General features: G+C 55.1%; 12 protein-coding genes, 6 tRNA genes and 3 rRNA genes. All 21 read right to left on the bottom strand.

Annotated features, from left to right (window positions below; genetic code table 11):
* Positions 1–15: 15 nt before the first annotated feature.
* On the bottom strand, positions 16–4,215 hold the full coding sequence (rpoC, locus tag HU715_RS22910) for a DNA-directed RNA polymerase subunit beta' (protein WP_047230482.1): 4,200 nt from the start codon (positions 4,213–4,215) through the stop codon (positions 16–18).
* A gap of 64 nt (positions 4,216–4,279) precedes the next feature.
* Positions 4,280–8,353, bottom strand: coding sequence for a DNA-directed RNA polymerase subunit beta (gene rpoB, locus HU715_RS22915; RefSeq protein ID WP_053125867.1), 4,074 nt, complete (start codon positions 8,351–8,353; stop codon positions 4,280–4,282).
* A gap of 220 nt (positions 8,354–8,573) precedes the next feature.
* Complete coding sequence (gene rplL, locus HU715_RS22920) at positions 8,574–8,939, bottom strand: 50S ribosomal protein L7/L12 (RefSeq protein ID WP_003206098.1); 366 nt, start codon at positions 8,937–8,939, stop codon at positions 8,574–8,576.
* Positions 8,940–9,017: 78 nt separating this feature from the next.
* Positions 9,018–9,518 carry a 50S ribosomal protein L10 gene (rplJ, locus tag HU715_RS22925; RefSeq protein ID WP_003206099.1) on the bottom strand — a complete coding sequence of 167 codons (501 nt, stop codon included), beginning with the start codon at positions 9,516–9,518 and terminating at the stop codon, positions 9,018–9,020.
* A gap of 198 nt (positions 9,519–9,716) precedes the next feature.
* Entirely contained in the window at positions 9,717–10,412 is a 696-nt protein-coding gene (gene rplA, locus HU715_RS22930) for a 50S ribosomal protein L1 (protein WP_003186095.1), read from the bottom strand.
* Positions 10,412–10,843: a 50S ribosomal protein L11 gene (gene rplK / locus HU715_RS22935; protein ID WP_003210097.1), complete on the bottom strand. Its 432-nt coding sequence runs from the start codon at positions 10,841–10,843 to the stop codon at positions 10,412–10,414. Before rplK ends, rplA begins: the two co-directional genes overlap by 1 nt.
* A gap of 117 nt (positions 10,844–10,960) precedes the next feature.
* The gene (nusG, locus tag HU715_RS22940) at positions 10,961–11,494 is read right to left on the bottom strand and encodes a transcription termination/antitermination protein NusG (RefSeq protein ID WP_003186097.1); all 534 of its coding nucleotides are present in this window, start codon (positions 11,492–11,494) and stop codon (positions 10,961–10,963) included.
* A 9-nt stretch (positions 11,495–11,503) separates the two neighbouring features.
* On the bottom strand, positions 11,504–11,872 hold the full coding sequence (gene secE / locus HU715_RS22945) for a preprotein translocase subunit SecE (RefSeq protein ID WP_003206102.1): 369 nt from the start codon (positions 11,870–11,872) through the stop codon (positions 11,504–11,506).
* Between the two features lie 45 nt (positions 11,873–11,917).
* Positions 11,918–11,993: transfer RNA gene (locus HU715_RS22950), tRNA-Trp, on the bottom strand.
* Positions 11,994–12,046: 53 nt separating this feature from the next.
* A complete protein-coding gene (gene tuf, locus HU715_RS22955; RefSeq protein WP_186707736.1) occupies positions 12,047–13,240 on the bottom strand; it encodes an elongation factor Tu in 1,194 nt (397 codons plus the stop codon).
* Positions 13,241–13,324: 84 nt separating this feature from the next.
* Positions 13,325–13,400: transfer RNA gene (locus HU715_RS22960), tRNA-Thr, on the bottom strand.
* A gap of 26 nt (positions 13,401–13,426) precedes the next feature.
* Positions 13,427–13,500 (bottom strand) — tRNA-Gly (locus HU715_RS22965).
* Between the two features lie 24 nt (positions 13,501–13,524).
* Positions 13,525–13,609, bottom strand: a tRNA-Tyr gene (locus tag HU715_RS22970).
* A gap of 142 nt (positions 13,610–13,751) precedes the next feature.
* Positions 13,752–14,207, bottom strand: coding sequence for a hypothetical protein (locus tag HU715_RS22975; RefSeq protein WP_186707738.1), 456 nt, complete (start codon positions 14,205–14,207; stop codon positions 13,752–13,754).
* A gap of 7 nt (positions 14,208–14,214) precedes the next feature.
* Complete coding sequence (locus tag HU715_RS22980) at positions 14,215–14,964, bottom strand: pantothenate kinase (RefSeq protein ID WP_186707740.1); 750 nt, start codon at positions 14,962–14,964, stop codon at positions 14,215–14,217.
* Positions 14,954–15,910: a bifunctional biotin--[acetyl-CoA-carboxylase] ligase/biotin operon repressor BirA gene (birA, locus tag HU715_RS22985; RefSeq protein WP_186707742.1), complete on the bottom strand. Its 957-nt coding sequence runs from the start codon at positions 15,908–15,910 to the stop codon at positions 14,954–14,956. Before birA ends, HU715_RS22980 begins: the two co-directional genes overlap by 11 nt.
* Before the next feature lie 133 nt (positions 15,911–16,043).
* Positions 16,044–16,159, bottom strand: a 5S ribosomal RNA gene (rrf, locus tag HU715_RS22990).
* A 156-nt stretch (positions 16,160–16,315) separates the two neighbouring features.
* A 23S ribosomal RNA gene (locus HU715_RS22995) occupies positions 16,316–19,207 on the bottom strand.
* Positions 19,208–19,453: 246 nt separating this feature from the next.
* Positions 19,454–19,529: transfer RNA gene (locus HU715_RS23000), tRNA-Ala, on the bottom strand.
* Between the two features lie 30 nt (positions 19,530–19,559).
* Positions 19,560–19,636: transfer RNA gene (locus tag HU715_RS23005), tRNA-Ile, on the bottom strand.
* Positions 19,637–19,796: 160 nt separating this feature from the next.
* A 16S ribosomal RNA gene (locus HU715_RS23010) occupies positions 19,797–21,333 on the bottom strand.
* The 16S, 23S and 5S rRNA genes sit together here with 2 tRNA genes alongside, the layout of an rRNA operon.
* Positions 21,334–21,528 lie beyond the last annotated feature (195 nt).

The raw sequence follows: 21,528 nt of genomic DNA on the forward strand, positions 1-21,528 counted from the left end.
CAATTACCGCAGAACTCAGTTACCACTCGAGTTCAGCGCTTCGGTCAGTGCAGCTTCCACTTCACTGGCGCTTACGCGCAACGGTTTGTCAGCATCACGGCGACGCTTGCGCTCGCTGTGATAGGCCAAGCCGGTACCGGCCGGGATCAGACGACCCACGACCACGTTTTCTTTCAGGCCGCGCAGGTAATCGCGCTTGCCGGTTACCGCCGCCTCGGTCAGTACGCGGGTGGTTTCCTGGAAGGAAGCCGCCGAGATGAACGATTCGGTGGACAACGACGCCTTGGTGATACCCAGCAGCACGCGAGTGAACTTGGAGACGAACTTGTCTTCGGTCGCCAGGCGCTCGTTTTCCACCAGTACGTGAGTCAGTTCCATCTGGTCGCCCTTGATGAAACTCGAGTCGCCGGATTCAGCGATCTCGACCTTACGCAGCATCTGACGCAGGATGGTCTCGATGTGCTTGTCGTTGATCTTCACGCCTTGCAGACGGTAAACGTCCTGGATCTCGTTCACGATGTACTTGGCCAGCGCACTCACACCCAGCAGACGCAGGATGTCGTGTGGATCGCTCGGGCCGTCCGAGATAACTTCGCCGCGGTTTACCTGTTCGCCTTCGAAGACGTTCAGGTGACGCCACTTCGGAATCAGCTCTTCGTACGGATCGCTACCGTCGTTCGGAGTAATGACCAGACGGCGCTTGCCCTTGGTCTCTTTACCGAACGCGATGGTGCCGCTGACTTCAGCCAGAATCGAGGCTTCTTTCGGACGACGAGCTTCGAACAAGTCGGCAACACGCGGCAGACCACCGGTGATGTCGCGGGTTTTCGAAGTTTCCTGCGGGATACGAGCGATTACGTCACCGATCGCGATCCGCGCACCGTCCGCAACACCGACCAGGGCGTTGGCTGGCAGGAAGTACTGAGCGATTACGTCAGTGCCTGGCAGCAACAGATCCTTGCCGTTGTCGTCGACCATCTTCACAGCAGGACGGATGTCCTTGCCGGCAGCTGGACGATCTTTTGCGTCGAGTACTTCAATGTTGGTCATACCGGTCAATTCGTCGGTCTGACGCTTGATCGTGATGCCTTCTTCCATGCCCACGTAGGTCACGGTACCTTTCATCTCGGTGACGATCGGGTGAGTGTGCGGATCCCACTTGGCCACGATGGCACCAGCGTCGACCTTGTCGCCTTCCTTCACCGAAATCACAGCACCGTACGGCAGCTTGTAACGCTCACGCTCACGACCGAAGTCATCAGCGATGGCCAGCTCACCGGAACGGGACACAGCCACCAGGTGACCGTCGACACGCTCAACGTGCTTGAGGTTGTGCAGACGGACGGTACCGCCATTCTTAACCTGGACGCTGTCGGCCGCGGAGGTCCGGCTTGCCGCACCACCGATGTGGAACGTACGCATCGTCAGCTGGGTACCCGGCTCACCGATGGACTGGGCAGCGATAACGCCGACCGCTTCACCGATGTTCACCTGGTGACCACGAGCCAGGTCGCGACCGTAGCACTTGGCGCAAATGCCGTAGCGGGTTTCGCAGCTGATCGGCGAACGTACGATCACTTCGTCGATGCTGTTGAGTTCGATGAACTCGACCCACTTCTCGTCAACCAGGGTGCCAGCAGGAACGATGACGTCCTCGGTACCCGGCTTGAATACGTCACGGGCGATGACACGACCCAATACGCGCTCACCCAATGGCTCTACTACGTCACCGCCTTCAATGTGCGGCGTCATGACCAGGCCATGTTCGGTGCCGCAATCGATCTCGGTCACGACCAGATCCTGGGCAACGTCCACCAGACGACGAGTCAGGTAACCGGAGTTCGCCGTTTTCAACGCGGTATCCGCAAGACCCTTACGAGCACCGTGAGTGGAGATGAAGTACTGGAGTACGCTCAAGCCTTCACGGAAGTTCGCGGTAATCGGGGTCTCGATGATGGAACCGTCCGGCTTGGCCATCAGGCCACGCATACCGGCGAGCTGACGGATCTGCGCAGCAGAACCCCGTGCGCCCGAGTCGGCCATCATGTACATCGAGTTGAAAGATTCCTGGTCGACTTCGTTGCCGTGACGGTCGATGACTTTCTCTTTCGAGAGGTTGGCCATCATCGCCTTGGAAACTTCGTCGTTCGCCTTGGACCAGAGGTCGATCACCTTGTTGTACTTCTCGCCCTGGGTTACCAGGCCGGAGGCGTACTGACTTTCGATCTCTTTCACTTCTTCGGTGGCAGCACCGATGATGCGGGCCTTCTCATCCGGGATAACGAAGTCGTTAACGCCGATGGAAACGCCGGAAATGGTCGAATAGGCAAAACCGGTGTACATCAACTGGTCAGCGAAGATCACGGTCTCTTTCAGACCCACCACGCGGTAGCACTGGTTGATCAGCTTGGAGATCGCCTTTTTCTTCATCGGCAGGTTGACGACGTCGAAGGACAAGCCTTTTGGCACAACCTGGAACAACAGCGCACGGCCGACGGTGGTGTCGACGATACGAGTGTTGGTCACGCTGCCGCCGTCACGATCGTTCACGGTTTCGTTGATCCGCACCTTGACCTTGGCGTGCAGTGCAGCTTCGCCGGCACGGAACACACGGTCAACTTCTTGCAGATCCGCGAACACACGACCTTCGCCCTTGGCGTTGATCGCTTCACGCGTCATGTAGTACAGACCCAATACAACGTCCTGCGACGGAACGATGATTGGCTCACCGTTGGCTGGCGACAGGATGTTGTTGGTCGACATCATCAACGCGCGCGCTTCCAGCTGGGCTTCCAGCGTCAGCGGTACGTGCACGGCCATTTGGTCGCCGTCGAAGTCGGCGTTGTACGCAGCACAGACCAGCGGGTGCAGCTGGATAGCCTTACCTTCGATCAGTACCGGTTCAAACGCCTGGATACCCAGACGGTGAAGGGTCGGTGCACGGTTGAGCAGCACTGGGTGTTCGCGAATCACTTCAGCGAGAACGTCCCAGACCTCTGGCAGCTCGCGCTCGACCATTTTCTTGGCCGCTTTGATGGTGGTCGCGAGACCACGCATTTCCAGCTTGCCGAAAATGAACGGCTTGAACAGCTCCAGAGCCATTTTCTTAGGCAGACCGCACTGGTGCAGACGCAGGGTCGGGCCTACGGTAATTACCGAACGACCGGAGTAGTCAACACGCTTACCGAGCAAGTTCTGACGGAAACGACCCTGTTTACCCTTGATCATGTCAGCCAGGGATTTCAGAGGACGCTTGTTGGAACCGGTAATCGCGCGGCCACGACGACCGTTGTCGAGCAGTGCGTCGACCGCTTCCTGCAACATACGCTTTTCGTTGCGCACGATGATGTCCGGAGCGGACAGATCGAGCAGGCGCTTCAAGCGGTTGTTACGGTTGATCACTCGACGATACAGATCGTTGAGGTCGGAAGTCGCGAAACGACCGCCATCGAGCGGAACCAGCGGACGCAGGTCTGGCGGCAGAACCGGCAGAACGGTCAGCACCATCCACTCTGGCAGGTTGCCGGAACCCTGGAAGGCTTCCATCAACTTCAGACGCTTGGACAGCTTCTTGATCTTGGTTTCGGAGTTGGTTTGCGGAATTTCTTCGCGCAGACGGCCAATCTCGTGCTCCAGGTCGATAGCGTGCAGCAGTTCGCGGACAGCTTCGGCACCCATGCGGGCATCGAAATCGTCGCCGAACTCTTCCAGCGCTTCGAAGTACTGCTCGTCGTTGAGCAGCTGACCTTTTTCAAGAGTGGTCATGCCTGGATCGATAACGACATAGCTCTCGAAGTAGAGAACACGTTCGATATCACGCAGGGTCATGTCCATCAGCAAGCCGATACGGGATGGCAGCGATTTCAGGAACCAGATGTGGGCAACCGGCGAGGCTAGTTCGATGTGCGCCATGCGCTCACGACGGACTTTTGCCAGCGCGACTTCAACGCCGCACTTCTCGCAGATCACACCGCGGTGCTTCAAGCGCTTGTACTTACCGCACAGGCACTCGTAATCCTTGACCGGGCCAAAGATCTTGGCGCAGAACAGGCCGTCACGCTCAGGTTTGAACGTACGGTAGTTGATGGTTTCCGGCTTTTTAACTTCACCGAACGACCACGAACGGATCATCTCAGGCGAGGCCAATCCAATACGGATGGCGTCGAACTCTTCGACTTGACCCTGGTTTTTCAGCAAATTCAGTAGGTCTTTCAAGGCCTTTCCTCCTGGCGGAGCAGAGAGCGGGCAAAACAGCCCCGCTCTCGATTCGCGTCACGTGTTATTCGGTTTCCAGATCGATATCGATGCCGAGGGAACGAATTTCCTTGATCAACACGTTGAAAGACTCGGGCATGCCCGGCTCCATACGGTGATCGCCGTCCACGATGTTTTTGTACATCTTGGTCCGGCCGTTCACATCGTCCGACTTCACTGTGAGCATTTCTTGCAGAGTGTATGCAGCACCGTACGCTTCCAGTGCCCAGACCTCCATCTCCCCGAAACGCTGACCACCGAACTGCGCCTTACCACCCAGCGGCTGCTGGGTAACCAGGCTGTAAGAACCGGTAGAACGAGCGTGCATCTTGTCGTCTACCAAGTGGTTCAGCTTCAGCATGTACATGTAGCCAACGGTAACCGGGCGCTCGAACTTGTTGCCGGTACGGCCGTCGAACAGCTGCATCTGGCCGCTTTCTGGCAGGTCTGCCAGCTTCAGCATGGCCTTGATTTCGCTTTCCTTGGCACCGTCGAACACCGGAGTAGCCATTGGAACGCCGCCGCGCAGGTTCTTCGCCAGATCCAGGATTTCCTGGTCGGAGAAGGTATCCAGCTCTTCGTTGCGGCCGCCGATTTCGTTGTAGATCTCGTGCAGGAACTTACGCAGGTCCGCGACCTTGCGCTGCTCTTCGATCATACGGTTGATCTTCTCGCCCAAGCCCTTGGCCGCAAGGCCCAGGTGGGTTTCAAGGATCTGACCAACGTTCATACGCGAAGGTACGCCCAACGGGTTGAGGACCACATCGACCGGGGTGCCATTGGCATCGTGCGGCATGTCTTCAACCGGCATGATCACGGAGACCACACCCTTGTTACCGTGACGACCGGCCATCTTGTCGCCCGGCTGGATGCGGCGACGGATTGCCAGGTAAACCTTGACGATTTTCAGCACGCCTGGAGCCAGGTCATCGCCCTGCTGCAGTTTGCGCTTCTTGTCTTCGAACTTGTCGTCCAGCAGACGGCGGCGATCAACGATATAGGCCTGAGCCTTCTCGAGCTGCTCGTTCAGAGCGTCTTCAGCCATGCGCAGTTTGAACCACTGGCCGTGCTCAAGACCGTCGAGGACTTCATCGGTGATTTCCTGACCTTTCTTCAGGCCGGCGCCGCCTTCAGCCTTGTGGCCTACCAGGGCGGAGCGCAGACGTTCGAAAGTCGCGCCTTCGACGATACGGAACTCTTCGTTCAGGTCCTTGCGGATCTCGTCGAGCTGAGTCTTCTCGATGGACAGTGCACGAGCATCACGCTCAACGCCGTCGCGGGTGAAGACCTGTACGTCGATGACGGTACCCTTGGTGCCGGTAGGCACGCGCAGGGAGGTGTCTTTAACGTCGCTGGCTTTTTCACCGAAGATGGCACGCAGCAGTTTTTCTTCCGGAGTCAGCTGGGTCTCGCCTTTCGGAGTGACCTTGCCCACCAGGATGTCGCCTGCGCCTACTTCGGCACCTACATAAACGATACCGGCTTCGTCCAGCTTGTTCAGTGCGGCCTCACCCACGTTCGGGATGTCCGCAGTGATTTCTTCCGGGCCAAGCTTGGTGTCACGGGCCACACAGGTCAGTTCCTGGATGTGGATCGTGGTGAAGCGGTCTTCCTGAACCACACGCTCGGACAGGCAGATGGAGTCTTCGAAGTTGAAGCCGTTCCATGCCATGAACGCGATGCGCATGTTCTGGCCCAACGCCAGTTCACCCATATCGGTGGACGGACCGTCGGCCATGATGTCGCTGCGCTGAACCCGATCACCCTTGCTCACCAGCGGACGCTGGTTGATGCAGGTGTTCTGGTTGGAGCGGGTGTATTTGGTCAGGTTGTAGATGTCGACACCGGCTTCGCCAGTTTCAACTTCATCATCGGCAACACGAACCACGATACGACTGGCGTCGACGGAGTCGATCACGCCGCCACGACGAGCCACGACGCAAACGCCGGAGTCACGGGCTACGTTACGCTCCATGCCAGTACCGACCAGCGGCTTATCGGCACGCAGGGTGGGTACAGCTTGACGCTGCATGTTCGAACCCATCAACGCACGGTTGGCGTCGTCGTGCTCGAGGAACGGGATCAGCGACGCTGCAACCGACACTACTTGCTTCGGCGATACGTCCATCAAGGTGACGTCTTCCGGCGCCTTGACGGTGAACTCGTTCAAGTGACGAACCGCTACCAGCTCGTCGATCAGGACTTTCTTGTCGTTCATCGTGGCCGAAGCCTGGGCGATCACGTGATCAGCTTCTTCGATGGCGGACAGGAACACGATCTCGTCGGTGACCAGGGCATCTTTCACCACGCGGTACGGGCTTTCGAGGAAGCCGTACTGGTTGGTGCGCGCATAGGCAGCCAGGGAGTTGATCAGACCGATGTTCGGACCTTCCGGCGTTTCGATCGGGCATACACGACCGTAGTGCGTCGGGTGTACGTCACGAACTTCGAAGCCTGCACGCTCACGAGTCAGACCGCCTGGGCCGAGTGCGGAGACACGACGCTTGTGGGTGATCTCGGACAGCGGGTTGTTCTGGTCCATGAACTGGGACAGCTGGCTCGAACCGAAGAACTCCTTCACTGCCGCAGCAACAGGCTTGGCGTTGATCAGGTCTTGCGGCATCAGGCCTTCGCTTTCAGCCATCGACAGGCGTTCCTTGACCGCACGCTCTACGCGCACCAGGCCAACACGGAACTGGTTCTCGGCCATTTCGCCTACGCAGCGAACACGACGGTTACCCAGGTGGTCGATGTCATCGACGATGCCTTTGCCGTTACGGATGTCGACCAGGGTCTTGAGGACCGCAACGATGTCGTCCTTGTTCAGTACACCCGAACCTTCGATCTCGGTACGACCGATACGACGGTTGAACTTCATCCGGCCGACCGCAGACAGGTCATAGCGCTCAGGGCTGAAGAACAGGTTGTTGAACAGGGTCTCGGCGGCATCCTTGGTTGGCGGCTCGCCAGGACGCATCATGCGATAGATCTCGACCAGGGCTTCCAGTTGGTTGCCGGTGGAGTCGATCTTCAGCGTGTCGGAGATGAACGGACCGCAGTCGATGTCGTTGGTGTACAGCGTCTCGATGCGAACGACCTGGGCCTTGGCGATTTTTGCCAGGATCTCGGTGTTCAGCTCGGTGTTGCACTCTGCCAGGATTTCGCCAGTGGCCGGATGCACGATGACCTTGGCCGTGGTGCGACCCAGGACGTAGTCCAGAGGCACTTGCAGCTCTTTGATCCCGGCTTTTTCCAGCTGGTTGATGTGGCGAGCGGTGATACGACGACCCTGCTCGACAATAACCTTGCCTTTGTCATCCTGGATATCGAGGACAGCGATTTCACCGCGCAGGCGCTGAGGCACCAGTTCCAGGCTGAGGTTTTCACCTTGCACGTGGAAAACGTTGGTGGTGTAGAACGCGTCCAGCACTTCTTCAGTGGTATAGCCGAGCGCACGCAGCAGTACCGATGCAGGCAGCTTGCGACGACGGTCGATACGCACGAACACGCAGTCTTTCGGGTCGAACTCGAAGTCCAACCACGAACCGCGGTAAGGAATGATGCGCGCGGAGTAAAGCAGTTTGCCGGAGCTGTGCGTCTTGCCACGGTCGTGGTCGAAGAACACGCCCGGAGAACGGTGCAGCTGGGAAACGATTACACGCTCGGTACCGTTGATTACGAAGGTACCGTTTTCAGTCATCAGGGGGATTTCACCCATGTAGACTTCTTGCTCTTTGATGTCCTTGATCGCTTTGTTCGACGATTCTTTGTCGAAAATGATCAGGCGCACTTTTACCCGCAAAGGTACGGCGTAAGTCACACCGCGCAATACGCATTCTTTGACATCAAATGCCGGTTCGCCCAGGCGATAACCGACGTACTCCAGCGCAGCATTGCCGGAGTAGCTGATGATCGGGAAAACGGATTTGAAGGCCGCATGCAGGCCCACGTCGCGGAACTGATCTTTAGTCGCTCCCGCTTGCAAGAATTCACGATACGAATCCAGCTGGATGGCCAGGAGGTACGGCACATCCATGACGTCCGGCAACTTGCTAAAGTCCTTGCGGATACGTTTTTTCTCAGTATATGAGTAAGCCATCAGCGTTCCCCAGCTTGGTCACCTGCTTGTTTGGCCCCTCCCGACGGGAGCAGCCAGAAAATCGTGCAAACCCCATGGTTTGCGCCACCACATCGGGTGGTTACAGCTCGCGATCAGCACCGACCCAGTCGGCTGCCAATAACGGAAAAAGGCCGGTGGCAAGAGCCACCAGCCATCAGCCTGTCGCTTAACGCTCGGGCTGGAGACGCAAAGTCGATGCTTACTTCAGCTCGACTTTAGCGCCTGCTTCTTCCAGAACTGCTTTGGCCTTGTCAGCTGCGTCTTTGGCAACAGCTTCCAGAACCATGGCAGGAGCGCCGTCAACTACAGCCTTGGCTTCTTTCAGGCCCAGACCGGTCAGTTCACGTACTGCCTTGATCACGTTTACTTTCTTCTCGCCAGCTTCGGTCAGCATGACGTTGAATTCGGTTTGCTCTTCAGCAACGGCAGCAGCAACAGCTGGACCAGCGGAAGCAGCAGCAGCGGTAACACCGAATTTTTCTTCGAAAGCTTTGATCAGCTCAACAACTTCCATTACGGACATGTTGCCAACGGCTTCGAGGATATCGTTTTGAGAGATAGACATGACTCTAAATTCCTGGATTGGGGGACGGCCTACGCGACCATCGAAATAAACAAAAAACGCGAAAAGGAGTGTCGAGCCTTAGGCTGCGGCAGCTTCTTTCTGGTCGCGCAGTGCCGCCAGAGTACGAGCCAATTTGCTGGTTGCGCCTTGAATCACGCTCATCAGCTGAGAAATTGCTTCGTCACGGGTCGGCAGAGTTGCCAGTACGTCGATCTGGTTAGCTGCGAGGAACTTGCCCTCGAACGCAGCTGCCTTAATCTCGAACTTGTCCTGACCTTTGGCGAATTCCTTGAACAAACGGGCAGCAGCGCCAGGATGTTGGGTGGAGAACGCGATCAAGGTCGGGCCGGTGAACACGTCGTTGAGGACACTGTATTCAGTGTCAGCAACAGCGCGCTTGAGCAGGGTGTTACGTACAACACGTACGTAAACGCCAGCTTCACGAGCCTCTTTACGGAGTCCGGTCATAGCGCCTACTGTTACGCCACGGGCATCAGCCACGACAGCGGACAGAGCAGCTTTGGCAGCCTCGTTGACTTCAGCGACGATGGCCTTCTTGTCTTCGAGTTTAATTGCCACGGGTTTAACTCCTGCTTGTTACCGTTTCATTCGATCGAAACCGAATGTCGTTTTGGTGTCTGATTCGGTAAGGAACCGGGAGCACCATCTGCGTAGGCTTGTGGTTTAAGACTTGCGTCGCCTACGGTCTTGGACAGCCCCCGCCAGGCAGGGACCCCAATTTTGTGGTTGGCGCGATTGCTCGTGCCAACCTGAGTCTTACGCGTCGAGCGAGCTCTGATCGATGACCAGACCTGGGCCCATAGTGGTGCTCAGGGTAACGCGCTTGACGTAGATACCTTTCGAAGAAGCTGGCTTGATACGCTTCAGATCAGCGATCAGGGCTTCAACGTTTTCCTTCAGCTTGACGGCGTCGAAGCCGATCTTGCCAACGGAAGTGTGGATGATGCCGTTTTTGTCGGTGCGATAACGAACCTGACCAGCCTTGGCGTTTTTAACCGCGGTGGCTACGTCTGGCGTTACGGTGCCGACTTTAGGGTTAGGCATCAGACCACGTGGACCGAGGATCTGACCCAACTGACCTACAACACGCATGGCATCCGGGGATGCGATCACTACGTCATAGTTCAGGTCGCCGCCCTTCATTTCAGCAGCCAGGTCGTCCATGCCTACGCGATCAGCGCCAGCGGCCAGAGCAGCTTCAGCTGCTGGGCCCTGGGTGAACACGGCAACACGAACGGTCTTGCCAGTGCCGTGTGGCAGCACGGTAGCGCTACGAACGACCTGGTCGGATTTACGTGGGTCAACGCCCAGGTTTACAGCAACGTCGAACGACTCGCTGAACTTGACAGTCGACAGCTCAGCCAGCAGAGCGGCGGCGTCTACAAAGTTGTAGGCCTTGCCTGCTTCGATTTTGCCGGCGATAGCCTTTTGACGCTTGGTCAGCTTAGCCATTACACACCCTCCACGTTAAGGCCCATGCTACGAGCAGAACCGGCGATAGTACGCACGGCTGCATCCATATCAGCTGCAGTCAGATCCGCGTTTTTGGTTTTCGCGATTTCTTCCAGCTGAGCACGGGTAACGGTGCCAACCTTAACGGTGTTTGGACGAGCGGAACCGCTGGTCAAACCTGCAGCCTTCTTCAGCAGAACCGAAGCCGGGGTGCTTTTTGTTTCGAAAGTGAAGCTACGGTCGCTGTAGACAGTGATGATCACTGGAGTCGGCAGACCTGGCTCAATACCCTGAGTACGGGCGTTGAAGGCCTTGCAGAATTCCATGATGTTCACGCCGTGCTGACCCAGGGCAGGACCAACAGGTGGGCTTGGGTTAGCCTGAGCGGCCTTCACTTGCAGCTTGATGTAAGCGGTAATTTTCTTGGCCATGAGGCACTCCAATTACGGGTTCGAACGCCTCGAAAGGCTCCCCGGTTACTTGCGCGTTTATCCCAGTGACGACAAAACCCCACAGCCTTGGGCTGCGGGGTTGGGATGCCTGTTCAATCAGACCTTTTCGACCTGGCTGAACTCTAGCTCTACCGGAGTAGAGCGACCGAAAATGAGCACTGCCACTTGGATCCGGCTCTTTTCGTAGTTAACTTCTTCAACCGTGCCATTGAAATCAGCGAATGGACCGTCGGTGACACGTACAACCTCACCCGGCTCAAACAGCGTTTTCGGCTTCGGCTTGTCGCTACCATCAGCGACACGACGCAGAATCGCTTCTGCCTCTTTATCCGTAATCGGCGCAGGCTTGTCGGCGGTACCGCCAATGAAGCCCATCACCCGAGGGGTATCCTTGACCAAGTGCCAAGTCCCTTCGTTCATGTCCATCTGTACCAGCACGTAGCCCGGAAAGAACTTACGTTCACTTTTGCGCTTCTGGCCATTGCGCATCTCAACCACTTCTTCAGTGGGGACCAGAATCTCGCCGAAGCCATCTTCCATGCCAGCCAGCTTTACGCGCTCTACCAGCGAGCGCATGACATGCTTCTCGTAACCCGAGTAAGCATGCACAACGTACCAACGCTTAGCCACGGGACACCCTTAGCCAACAATCAAGGAAACAAGCCAGCCGAGCAGGGAATCAAGCCCCCACAACAGCAACGCCATTACCAGAACAACAGCCACAACAATCAACGTGGTCTGCGTGGTTTCTTGGCGAGTCGGCCATACGACTTTACGAATCTCGGTGCGAGCTTCCTTAGCGAGTACAAAGAAAGACTTGCCCTTGGCTGTCTGCAGGCCTACAAAGGCAGCTACAGCAGCAATGGCGAGCAATGCAAGTACGCGGTACAGGATCGGCGAAGCAGAATAATACTGATTGCCAACAACGCCAATAACCACCAAAGCGACTACCACTAGCCACTTGAGCAGATCGAAGCGAGAGCCTTGAGCTTCAGCTTTAGGAGTCATCTATGAAGATCCTGTGAAAAGAAAGCCAGACACACCGAGTGAATCTGGCAGGTCAGGAGGGAATCGAACCCCCAACCTACGGTTTTGGAGACCGTCGCTCTGCCAATTGAGCTACTGACCTAAAACAAAATCAGGCCGACCATTATGCCGGCCCGAAAAAGACATTACAACTGTTTACTCGATGACTTTGGCTACGACGCCAGCGCCGACGGTACGACCGCCTTCACGGATAGCGAAACGCAGACCGTCTTCCATCGCGATGGTCTTGATCAGGGTAACAGTCATCTGAATGTTGTCACCTGGCATTACCATTTCAACGCCTTCTGGCAGCTCGCAGTTACCAGTCACGTCAGTTGTACGGAAGTAGAACTGTGGACGGTAGCCTTTGAAGAACGGAGTATGACGACCGCCTTCTTCCTTGCTCAGAACGTAAACTTCTGCAGTGAACTTGGTGTGCGGCTTGACGGTGCCTGGCTTGACCAGAACCTGGCCACGCTCTACGTCGTCACGCTTGGTGCCGCGCAGCAGTACGCCGCAGTTCTCACCAGCACGACCTTCGTCGAGCAGCTTGCGGAACATTTCAACGCCAGTGCAGGTCGTTTTCTGAGTGTCGCGCAGACCGACAATCTCAACTTCTTCCTGGATACGAACGATGCCACGCTCAACACGACCAGTCACAACAGTACCGCGACCGGAAATCGAGAATACGTCCTCGATCGGCATCAGGAACGGCTTGTCGATAGCACGCTCCGGCTCTGGGATGTAGCTGTCCAGAGTTTCCACCAACTTCTTGACAGCAGTGGTGCCCATTCCGTTGTCGTCTTGGCCGTTCAGAGCCATCAGAGCCGAACCGATGATGATTGGAGTGTCATCACCTGGGAAGTCGTAAGTGCTCAGCAGGTCGCGCACTTCCATCTCAACCAGTTCCAGCAGCTCAGCGTCGTCAACCATGTCAGCCTTGTTCAGGAAGACAACGATGTACGGAACGCCCACCTGACGGGACAGCAGGATGTGCTCGCGGGTTTGTGGCATCGGACCATCAGCGGCCGAGCAAACCAGGATCGCGCCATCCATCTGGGCAGCACCGGTGATCATGTTTTTTACGTAGTCGGCGTGACCTGGGCAGTCAACGTGTGCGTAGTGACGCACGGCCGAATCGTATTCAACGTGAGCGGTGTTGATGGTGATACCGCGAGCTTTCTCTTCCGGGGCGCTGTCGATCTTGTCGAAGTCAACCTTGGCCGAACCGAAAACTTCGGAGCAGACGCGGGTCAGAGCAGCGGTCAGCGTGGTTTTACCGTGGTCAACGTGACCAATGGTACCGACGTTGACGTGCGGCTTATTACGTTCGAACTTTTCCTTAGCCATCGAAATCACCCCTAGGAGAAGAATTTAGCGAGTCACACAAGCCATTAAAACAAAGGCAGATATTTGCATATCTGCCTTGTTATATGGAGCTCTTGAGCGGATTTGAACCGCTGACCTCACCCTTACCAAGGGTGTGCTCTACCAACTGAGCTACAAGAGCGAAACACTTTGCACAACCTGCAAACTTGGAGCGGGTAGCGGGAATCGAACCCGCATCATCAGCTTGGAAGGCTGAGGTTCTACCACTAAACTATACCCGCGGAGCTTGCAGCTCACGCTAAAAATGGTGGAGGGGGAAGGATTCGAACCTTCGAAGTCGTAGACGTCAGATTTACAGTCTGATCCCTTTGGCCGCTCGGGAACCCCTCCTAAGCGAGCCGGCATTCTATATCATGCCAGCCTTCTGTCAAGCATTTTCTCATTAAAAACCTGAGGTTAGCTGCGTTGACGTCGCTTCGTACCGCTTACCTTTAAAGGTCTTCGCTGCGAAGCGGGCGCCATTCTATGCAAACTACCCTGCGGGTGCAACCCCCTCGCACGGCATTATTTTATGTTTTAACTCATTGAATTCTTTAGAAAGGTTTTGAAGCAGCGTTTCATTCACCTTTCCCGCGCTTTCCTGGGAAACCTGAACCCAGAACCCTCCACCCTCAGGAGCGCTCTGTGAGCCCGACGCCACGAAACGACCCAGGACACTCGAAGCCGCCAAACGCTGCTCCAACTGCCTGGCCAGCTCCGGACGGGAAAAACCACCCAGGTAGACACAGGTTTGGGCTACCTCACCGGACCTGGCTGAATCGCGCCTGACAAGGGCATCCGCCGTTTCACTCAAAAGATGGATATCCTGTTGCGAACCGCGATACAAACTCAGCGGCGTGACATCCTTGGCGCGAAGCGGAGCCTCCTGCTGATGCCAGATGTAATAAAAGACATTCAAAACCAGCAATAACAGAAACAGCCACCGCATAGAGACCTCAAGACAAAGGGCAGGCCATCGCCAAGCCAACAAAAACCAGGTCAGGCACCACCCTGGCATCTGGAACAACCCCGGAAACCAGATTGGCATCTCCTCCTGTAAGAAACACCACGAATTCCTTTCCCCAATATTGCCGCGCCAATTCAAGCTGAGTCAGGACGAATCCCCTGAGCATCAGCATGCAACCACGCTCAACCGCCTCGACAGTCGCGCGACCTGGAGCGAGACTTTCATGGGCTCGCTCGGCCGCTATATCGTCATAGCGAATTTTTCGTGTGTGGGTACGCAATTGATTACGCATTAGCGGCATGCCAGGACAAATGAATCCGCCGAGATGCTCGCCATCCGCCGCCACGAAATCAGCAGTAACAGCAGTACCAAAATCAAGGACCAGGCACGCCCCCGAAGCAAGATGAAAACCGCCGAGCAAGGCCAGCCACCTATCGAGGCCTAGCCGCTCGTAATCCTCGTAGCCGTTTTTCACACCTGCCATTTCCCGGGCGGGCACAGCACGAACCACCGACACCCCGAATAAGTCGACCAGCGAAGCGACCAATGAGTCCGTCTCCGCCAAGGTCCTGACGCTAACAAGACGACATTTTTTGAGCTGGAACTTCCCTCCGTCATTCAGGCTCGTCAGCAGATCGTCGTCAGAGCTGACCACGCCCCCCTCGACCGCCGTTATCCCGTCAGCACGAAGAACACGCCATTTGATAAAGCTGTTGCCGCAGTCAAGCTCAAGAATCATCACGCAACCTCAAACTGAGCTCACCACCGCTAAAGTTCTTTTCCACACCATCTACCTTCAAACGCAGTGCACCCTGGTGATCAATGCCCAGCACAATGCCGTCAATTTTGTTAACACCTGCAATCAGAGATACAGCTCGGCCCTGCCAAAGGTGGTACTGCTCCCATTCCGACTGGATCGCAGTAAATCCCGATGCATGATGACGCTCCAGATACTGCTGTAGCTTCGCACCCAATCGCGCCACCAGCTCATTCCGATCGAAATCCCTGCCCGCCTCAAGGCACATGGACGTCCACTGCTGATCGACCTCATCAGTTGCTTGCATGTTCACATTAACCCCTACGCCCAGGACGACATGGCAAACATCTGCAGGATCTCCAACCAATTCAAGCAGAATGCCGGCAATCTTTTTCTCACCCACCAGGACATCATTGGGCCATTTCAGTCCTGCCCCCGCGATGCCCATGTCGCGCAAGACATGCATGACAGCGAGCCCGACAACCAGACTCAGACCTTCAATTTGTCGCATGCCACCGTCAATGCGTAACACTAGGCTGTGATAGAGATTTTCAGCAAAGGGACTGACCCACTTACGACCACGACGACCGCGCCCCGCTATCTGTCGCTCGGCCAAAACCAAGAGCGGTGCTGCTCCACCACGCTCAATGCAACGCAGCGCCTCGGCGTTAGTGGAGTCGATAGAGTCAAATATATGGACAGGCCACTCAGAAAGGCCTTTTGCGCGGATTTCTGCCGCATCCAAAAGCAACAGGGGCTTCGCCAATTGATACCCCCTACCTCGAACTTTATGCACAGACAATCCTAAATCCGCCTCCAAGTGCTGCAGCTGCTTCCATACAGCACTGCGACTGATACCCAGTGCAACACCCAGCGCCTGCCCCGAATGAAAGCGGCCATCCTTCAGAAGTTTTAGCAACGTGAGCATGCGGACTGCGCCCTGATAATGAGGCCCGCATGATAGCCATGCGCAAGACAGTTGCATAGAAACAGAAAAGGACTTTCCCGCAGGCAAAACAAAACCCCTACCTGCATCAGCAGATAGGGGTTTCGGAATTTAATCTTGACGATGACCTACTCTCACATGGGGAAACCCCACACTACCATCGGCGATGCATCGTTTCACTGCTGAGTTCGGGATGGGATCAGGTGGTTCCAATGCTCTATGGTCGTCAAGAAATTCGGGTACTGAGTCGTGGCCTGATGGCCTCGCTTCAGCAAATTGGGTATGTGATAGTGTCGGTGTTTTGTGAGATTCGAACTTTCGGTTCGTTTCGTCTTCACACACCGCAATCTGGTGCTCTTTCGAGTCAGCAAATTGCTTGGGTGTTATATGGTCAAGCCTCACGGGCAATTAGTACAGGTTAGCTCAACGCCTCACAGCGCTTACACACCCTGCCTATCAACGTCGTAGTCTTCGACGGCCCTTCAGGGGACTCAAGGTCCCAGTGAGATCTCATCTTGAGGCAAGTTTCCCGCTTAGATGCTTTCAGCGGTTATCTTTCCCGAACATAGCTACCCGGCAATGCCACTGGCGTGACAACCGGAACACCAGAGGTTCGTCCACTCCGGTCCTCTCGTACTAGGAGCAGCCCCTCTCAAATCTCAAACGTCCACGGCAGATAGGGACCGAACTGTCTCACGACGTTCTAAACCCAGCTCGCGTACCACTTTAAATGGCGAACAGCCATACCCTTGGGACCGGCTTCAGCCCCAGGATGTGATGAGCCGACATCGAGGTGCCAAACACCGCCGTCGATATGAACTCTTGGGCGGTATCAGCCTGTTATCCCCGGAGTACCTTTTATCCGTTGAGCGATGGCCCTTCCATACAGAACCACCGGATCACTAAGACCTACTTTCGTACCTGCTCGACGTGTCTGTCTCGCAGTCAAGCGCGCTTTTGCCTTTATACTCTACGACCGATTTCCGACCGGTCTGAGCGCACCTTCGTACTCCTCCGTTACTCTTTAGGAGGAGACCGCCCCAGTCAAACTACCCACCATACACTGTCCTCGATCCGGATAACGGACCTGAGTTAGAACCTCAAAGTTGCCAGGGTGGTATTTCAAGGATGGCTCCACGCAGACTGGCGTCCACGCTTCAAAGCCTCCCACCTATCCTACACAAGCAAATTCAAAGTCCAGTGCAAAGCTATAGTAAAGGTTCACGGGGTCTTTCCGTCTAGCCGCGGATACACTGCATCTTCACAGCGATTTCAATTTCACTGAGTCTCGGGTGGAGACAGCGCCGCCATCGTTACGCCATTCGTGCAGGTCGGAACTTACCCGACAAGGAATTTCGCTACCTTAGGACCGTTATAGTTACGGCCGCCGTTTACCGGGGCTTCGATCAAGAGCTTCGCGTTAGCTAACCCCATCAATTAACCTTCCGGCACCGGGCAGGCGTCACACCCTATACGTCCACTTTCGTGTTTGCAGAGTGCTGTGTTTTTAATAAACAGTCGCAGCGGCCTGGTATCTTCGACCGGCGTGGGCTTACGCAGCAAGTGCTTCACCCTCACCGGCGCACCTTCTCCCGAAGTTACGGTGCCATTTTGCCTAGTTCCTTCACCCGAGTTCTCTCAAGCGCCTTGGTATTCTCTACCCAACCACCTGTGTCGGTTTGGGGTACGGTTCCTGGTTACCTGAAGCTTAGAAGCTTTTCTTGGAAGCATGGCATCAACCACTTCGTCACCCAAAGGGTAACTCGTCATCAGCTCTCGGCCTTGGAATCCCGGATTTACCTAAGATTCCAGCCTACCACCTTAAACTTGGACAACCAACGCCAAGCTGGCCTAGCCTTCTCCGTCCCTCCATCGCAATAACCAGAAGTACAGGAATATTAACCTGTTTTCCATCGACTACGCTTTTCAGCCTCGCCTTAGGGACCGACTAACCCTGCGTCGATTAACGTTGCGCAGGAAACCTTGGTCTTTCGGCGTGGGTGTTTTTCACACCCATTGTCGTTACTCATGTCAGCATTCGCACTTCTGATACCTCCAGCAAGCTTCTCAACTCACCTTCACAGGCTTACAGAACGCTCCTCTACCGCATCACTTACGTGATACCCGTAGCTTCGGTGTATGGTTTGAGCCCCGTTACATCTTCCGCGCAGGCCGACTCGACTAGTGAGCTATTACGCTTTCTTTAAAGGGTGGCTGCTTCTAAGCCAACCTCCTAGCTGTCTAAGCCTTCCCACATCGTTTCCCACTTAACCATAACTTTGGGACCTTAGCTGACGGTCTGGGTTGTTTCCCTTTTCACGACGGACGTTAGCACCCGCCGTGTGTCTCCCATGCTCGGCACTTGTAGGTATTCGGAGTTTGCATCGGTTTGGTAAGTCGGGATGACCCCCTAGCCGAAACAGTGCTCTACCCCCTACAGTGATACATGAGGCGCTACCTAAATAGCTTTCGAGGAGAACCAGCTATCTCCGAGCTTGATTAGCCTTTCACTCCGATCCACAGGTCATCCGCTAACTTTTCAACGGTAGTCGGTTCGGTCCTCCAGTTAGTGTTACCCAACCTTCAACCTGCCCATGGATAGATCGCCCGGTTTCGGGTCTATTCCCAGCGACTAGACGCCCTATTAAGACTCGCTTTCGCTACGCCTCCCCTATTCGGTTAAGCTCGCCACTGAAAATAAGTCGCTGACCCATTATACAAAAGGTACGCAGTCACCCAACAAAGTGGGCTCCCACTGCTTGTACGCATACGGTTTCAGGATCTATTTCACTCCCCTCTCCGGGGTTCTTTTCGCCTTTCCCTCACGGTACTAGTTCACTATCGGTCAGTCAGTAGTATTTAGCCTTGGAGGATGGTCCCCCCATATTCAGACAAAGTTTCTCGTGCTCCGTCCTACTCGATTTCACTTCTAAGATCCTTTCGCGTACAGGGCTATCACCCACTATGGCCGCACTTTCCAGAGCGTTCCGCTAAAATCAAAGAAGCTTAAGGGCTAGTCCCCGTTCGCTCGCCACTACTAAGGGAATCTCGGTTGATTTCTTTTCCTCAGGGTACTTAGATGTTTCAGTTCCCCTGGTTCGCCTCTTGCACCTATGTATTCAGTACAAGATAACCATCTTATGATGGCTGGGTTCCCCCATTCAGACATCTCCGGATCAAAGTCTGTTTGCCGACTCCCCGAAGCTTTTCGCAGGCTACCACGTCTTTCATCGCCTCTGACTGCCAAGGCATCCACCGTATGCGCTTCTTCACTTGACCATATAACCCCAAGCAATCTGGTTATACTGTGAAGACGACATTCGCCGAAAATTCGAATTTCTCAACTAAGAGAACTCACAAATTTTACCTTAGCCTGATCCGTTACCAGTGAAAGTAACGTTCAGTCTATCTTTCTATCACATACCCAAATTTTTAAAGAACGAACTAGTCAAAGACTAGAAATCAACATTCACCATCGAACCGATGGAATGCTCATTTCTAAGCTTTATACAATCGAAGCAGTAGTGGTGGAGCCAAGCGGGATCGAACCGCTGACCTCCTGCGTGCAAGGCAGGCGCTCTCCCAGCTGAGCTATGGCCCCGTATTTCTACAGGCGTTTCCCACACAAAATTGGTGGGTCTGGGCAGATTCGAACTGCCGACCTCACCCTTATCAGGGGTGCGCTCTAACCAACTGAGCTACAGACCCAATTTCGAGCTACTAAGGCCGACCTCACCCTGCTCTTTACCACAGAGCATGGGGTGCGCTCTAACCAACCAAGCTACAACCCTTTTGGCTGCTTCTTTCGTCTTCTTCAATGAATCAAGCAATTCGTGTGGGAGCTCATGGAGCAGCTGCGGTCGTCGATTAAGGAGGTGATCCAGCCGCAGGTTCCCCTACGGCTACCTTGTTACGACTTCACCCCAGTCATGAATCACACCGTGGTAACCGTCCTCCCGAAGGTTAGACTAGCTACTTCTGGTGCAACCCACTCCCATGGTGTGACGGGCGGTGTGTACAAGGCCCGGGAACGTATTCACCGCGACATTCTGATTCGCGATTACTAGCGATTCCGACTTCACGCAGTCGAGTTGCAGACTGCGATCCGGACTACGATCGGTTTTGTGGGATTAGCTCCACCTCGCGGCTTGGCAACCCTCTGTACCGACCATTGTAGCACGTGTGTAGCCCAGGCCGTAAGGGCCATGATGACTTGACGTCATCCCCACCTTCCTCCGGTTTGTCACCGGCAGTCTCCTTAGAGTGCCCACCATAACGTGCTGGTAACTAAGGACAAGGGTTGCGCTCGTTACGGGACTTAACCCAACATCTCACGACACGAGCTGACGACAGCCATGCAGCACCTGTCTCAATGTTCCCGAAGGCACCAATCCATCTCTGGAAAGTTCATTGGATGTCAAGGCCTGGTAAGGTTCTTCGCGTTGCTTCGAATTAAACCACATGCTCCACCGCTTGTGCGGGCCCCCGTCAATTCATTTGAGTTTTAACCTTGCGGCCGTACTCCCCAGGCGGTCAACTTAATGCGTTAGCTGCGCCACTAAGAGCTCAAGGCTCCCAACGGCTAGTTGACATCGTTTACGGCGTGGACTACCAGGGTATCTAATCCTGTTTGCTCCCCACGCTTTCGCACCTCAGTGTCAGTATCAGTCCAGGTGGTCGCCTTCGCCACTGGTGTTCCTTCCTATATCTACGCATTTCACCGCTACACAGGAAATTCCACCACCCTCTACCATACTCTAGCTCGACAGTTTTGAATGCAGTTCCCAGGTTGAGCCCGGGGCTTTCACATCCAACTTAACGAACCACCTACGCGCGCTTTACGCCCAGTAATTCCGATTAACGCTTGCACCCTCTGTATTACCGCGGCTGCTGGCACAGAGTTAGCCGGTGCTTATTCTGTCGGTAACGTCAAAACACTAACGTATTAGGTTAATGCCCTTCCTCCCAACTTAAAGTGCTTTACAATCCGAAGACCTTCTTCACACACGCGGCATGGCTGGATCAGGCTTTCGCCCATTGTCCAATATTCCCCACTGCTGCCTCCCGTAGGAGTCTGGACCGTGTCTCAGTTCCAGTGTGACTGATCATCCTCTCAGACCAGTTACGGATCGTCGCCTTGGTGAGCCATTACCCCACCAACTAGCTAATCCGACCTAGGCTCATCTGATAGCGCAAGGCCCGAAGGTCCCCTGCTTTCTCCCGTAGGACGTATGCGGTATTAGCGTCCGTTTCCGAGCGTTATCCCCCACTACCAGGCAGATTCCTAGGCATTACTCACCCGTCCGCCGCTCTCAAGAGGTGCAAGCACCTCTCTACCGCTCGACTTGCATGTGTTAGGCCTGCCGCCAGCGTTCAATCTGAGCCATGATCAAACTCTTCAGTTCAAACATCTTTGGGTTTTGAGAAAACCCTAAACTTGGCTCAGCAATCGTTGGTTACATCTTTGATTTCTCGCGGAGTAACTTGTGATGCTGATAATCTGTTGACTAGCAGTCTGACTCCACAAGCACCCACACGAATTGCTTGATTCAGTTGTTAAAGAGCGGTTGGCTGAGTCTTTCGTCTCAACCGAGGCGCGC

Source organism: Pseudomonas zanjanensis (assembly GCF_014268745.2).
GTDB classification, from domain to species: domain Bacteria; phylum Pseudomonadota; class Gammaproteobacteria; order Pseudomonadales; family Pseudomonadaceae; genus Aquipseudomonas; species Aquipseudomonas zanjanensis.

Coding starts and splice junctions, on each gene's coding strand:
- rpoB (WP_053125867.1), bottom strand. CDS start 8,353: ATGGCTTACTCATATACTGAGAAAAAACGTATCCGCAAGGACTTTAGC.
- rplL (WP_003206098.1), bottom strand. CDS start 8,939: ATGTCTATCTCTCAAAACGATATCCTCGAAGCCGTTGGCAACATGTCC.
- rplA (WP_003186095.1), bottom strand. CDS start 10,412: ATGGCTAAGCTGACCAAGCGTCAAAAGGCTATCGCCGGCAAAATCGAA.
- rplK (WP_003210097.1), bottom strand. CDS start 10,843: ATGGCCAAGAAAATTACCGCTTACATCAAGCTGCAAGTGAAGGCCGCT.
- secE (WP_003206102.1), bottom strand. CDS start 11,872: ATGACTCCTAAAGCTGAAGCTCAAGGCTCTCGCTTCGATCTGCTCAAG.
- tuf (WP_186707736.1), bottom strand. CDS start 13,240: ATGGCTAAGGAAAAGTTCGAACGTAATAAGCCGCACGTCAACGTCGGT.
- HU715_RS22975 (WP_186707738.1), bottom strand. CDS start 14,207: ATGCGGTGGCTGTTTCTGTTATTGCTGGTTTTGAATGTCTTTTATTAC.
- HU715_RS22980 (WP_186707740.1), bottom strand. CDS start 14,964: ATGATTCTTGAGCTTGACTGCGGCAACAGCTTTATCAAATGGCGTGTT.
- birA (WP_186707742.1), bottom strand. CDS start 15,910: ATGCTCACGTTGCTAAAACTTCTGAAGGATGGCCGCTTTCATTCGGGG.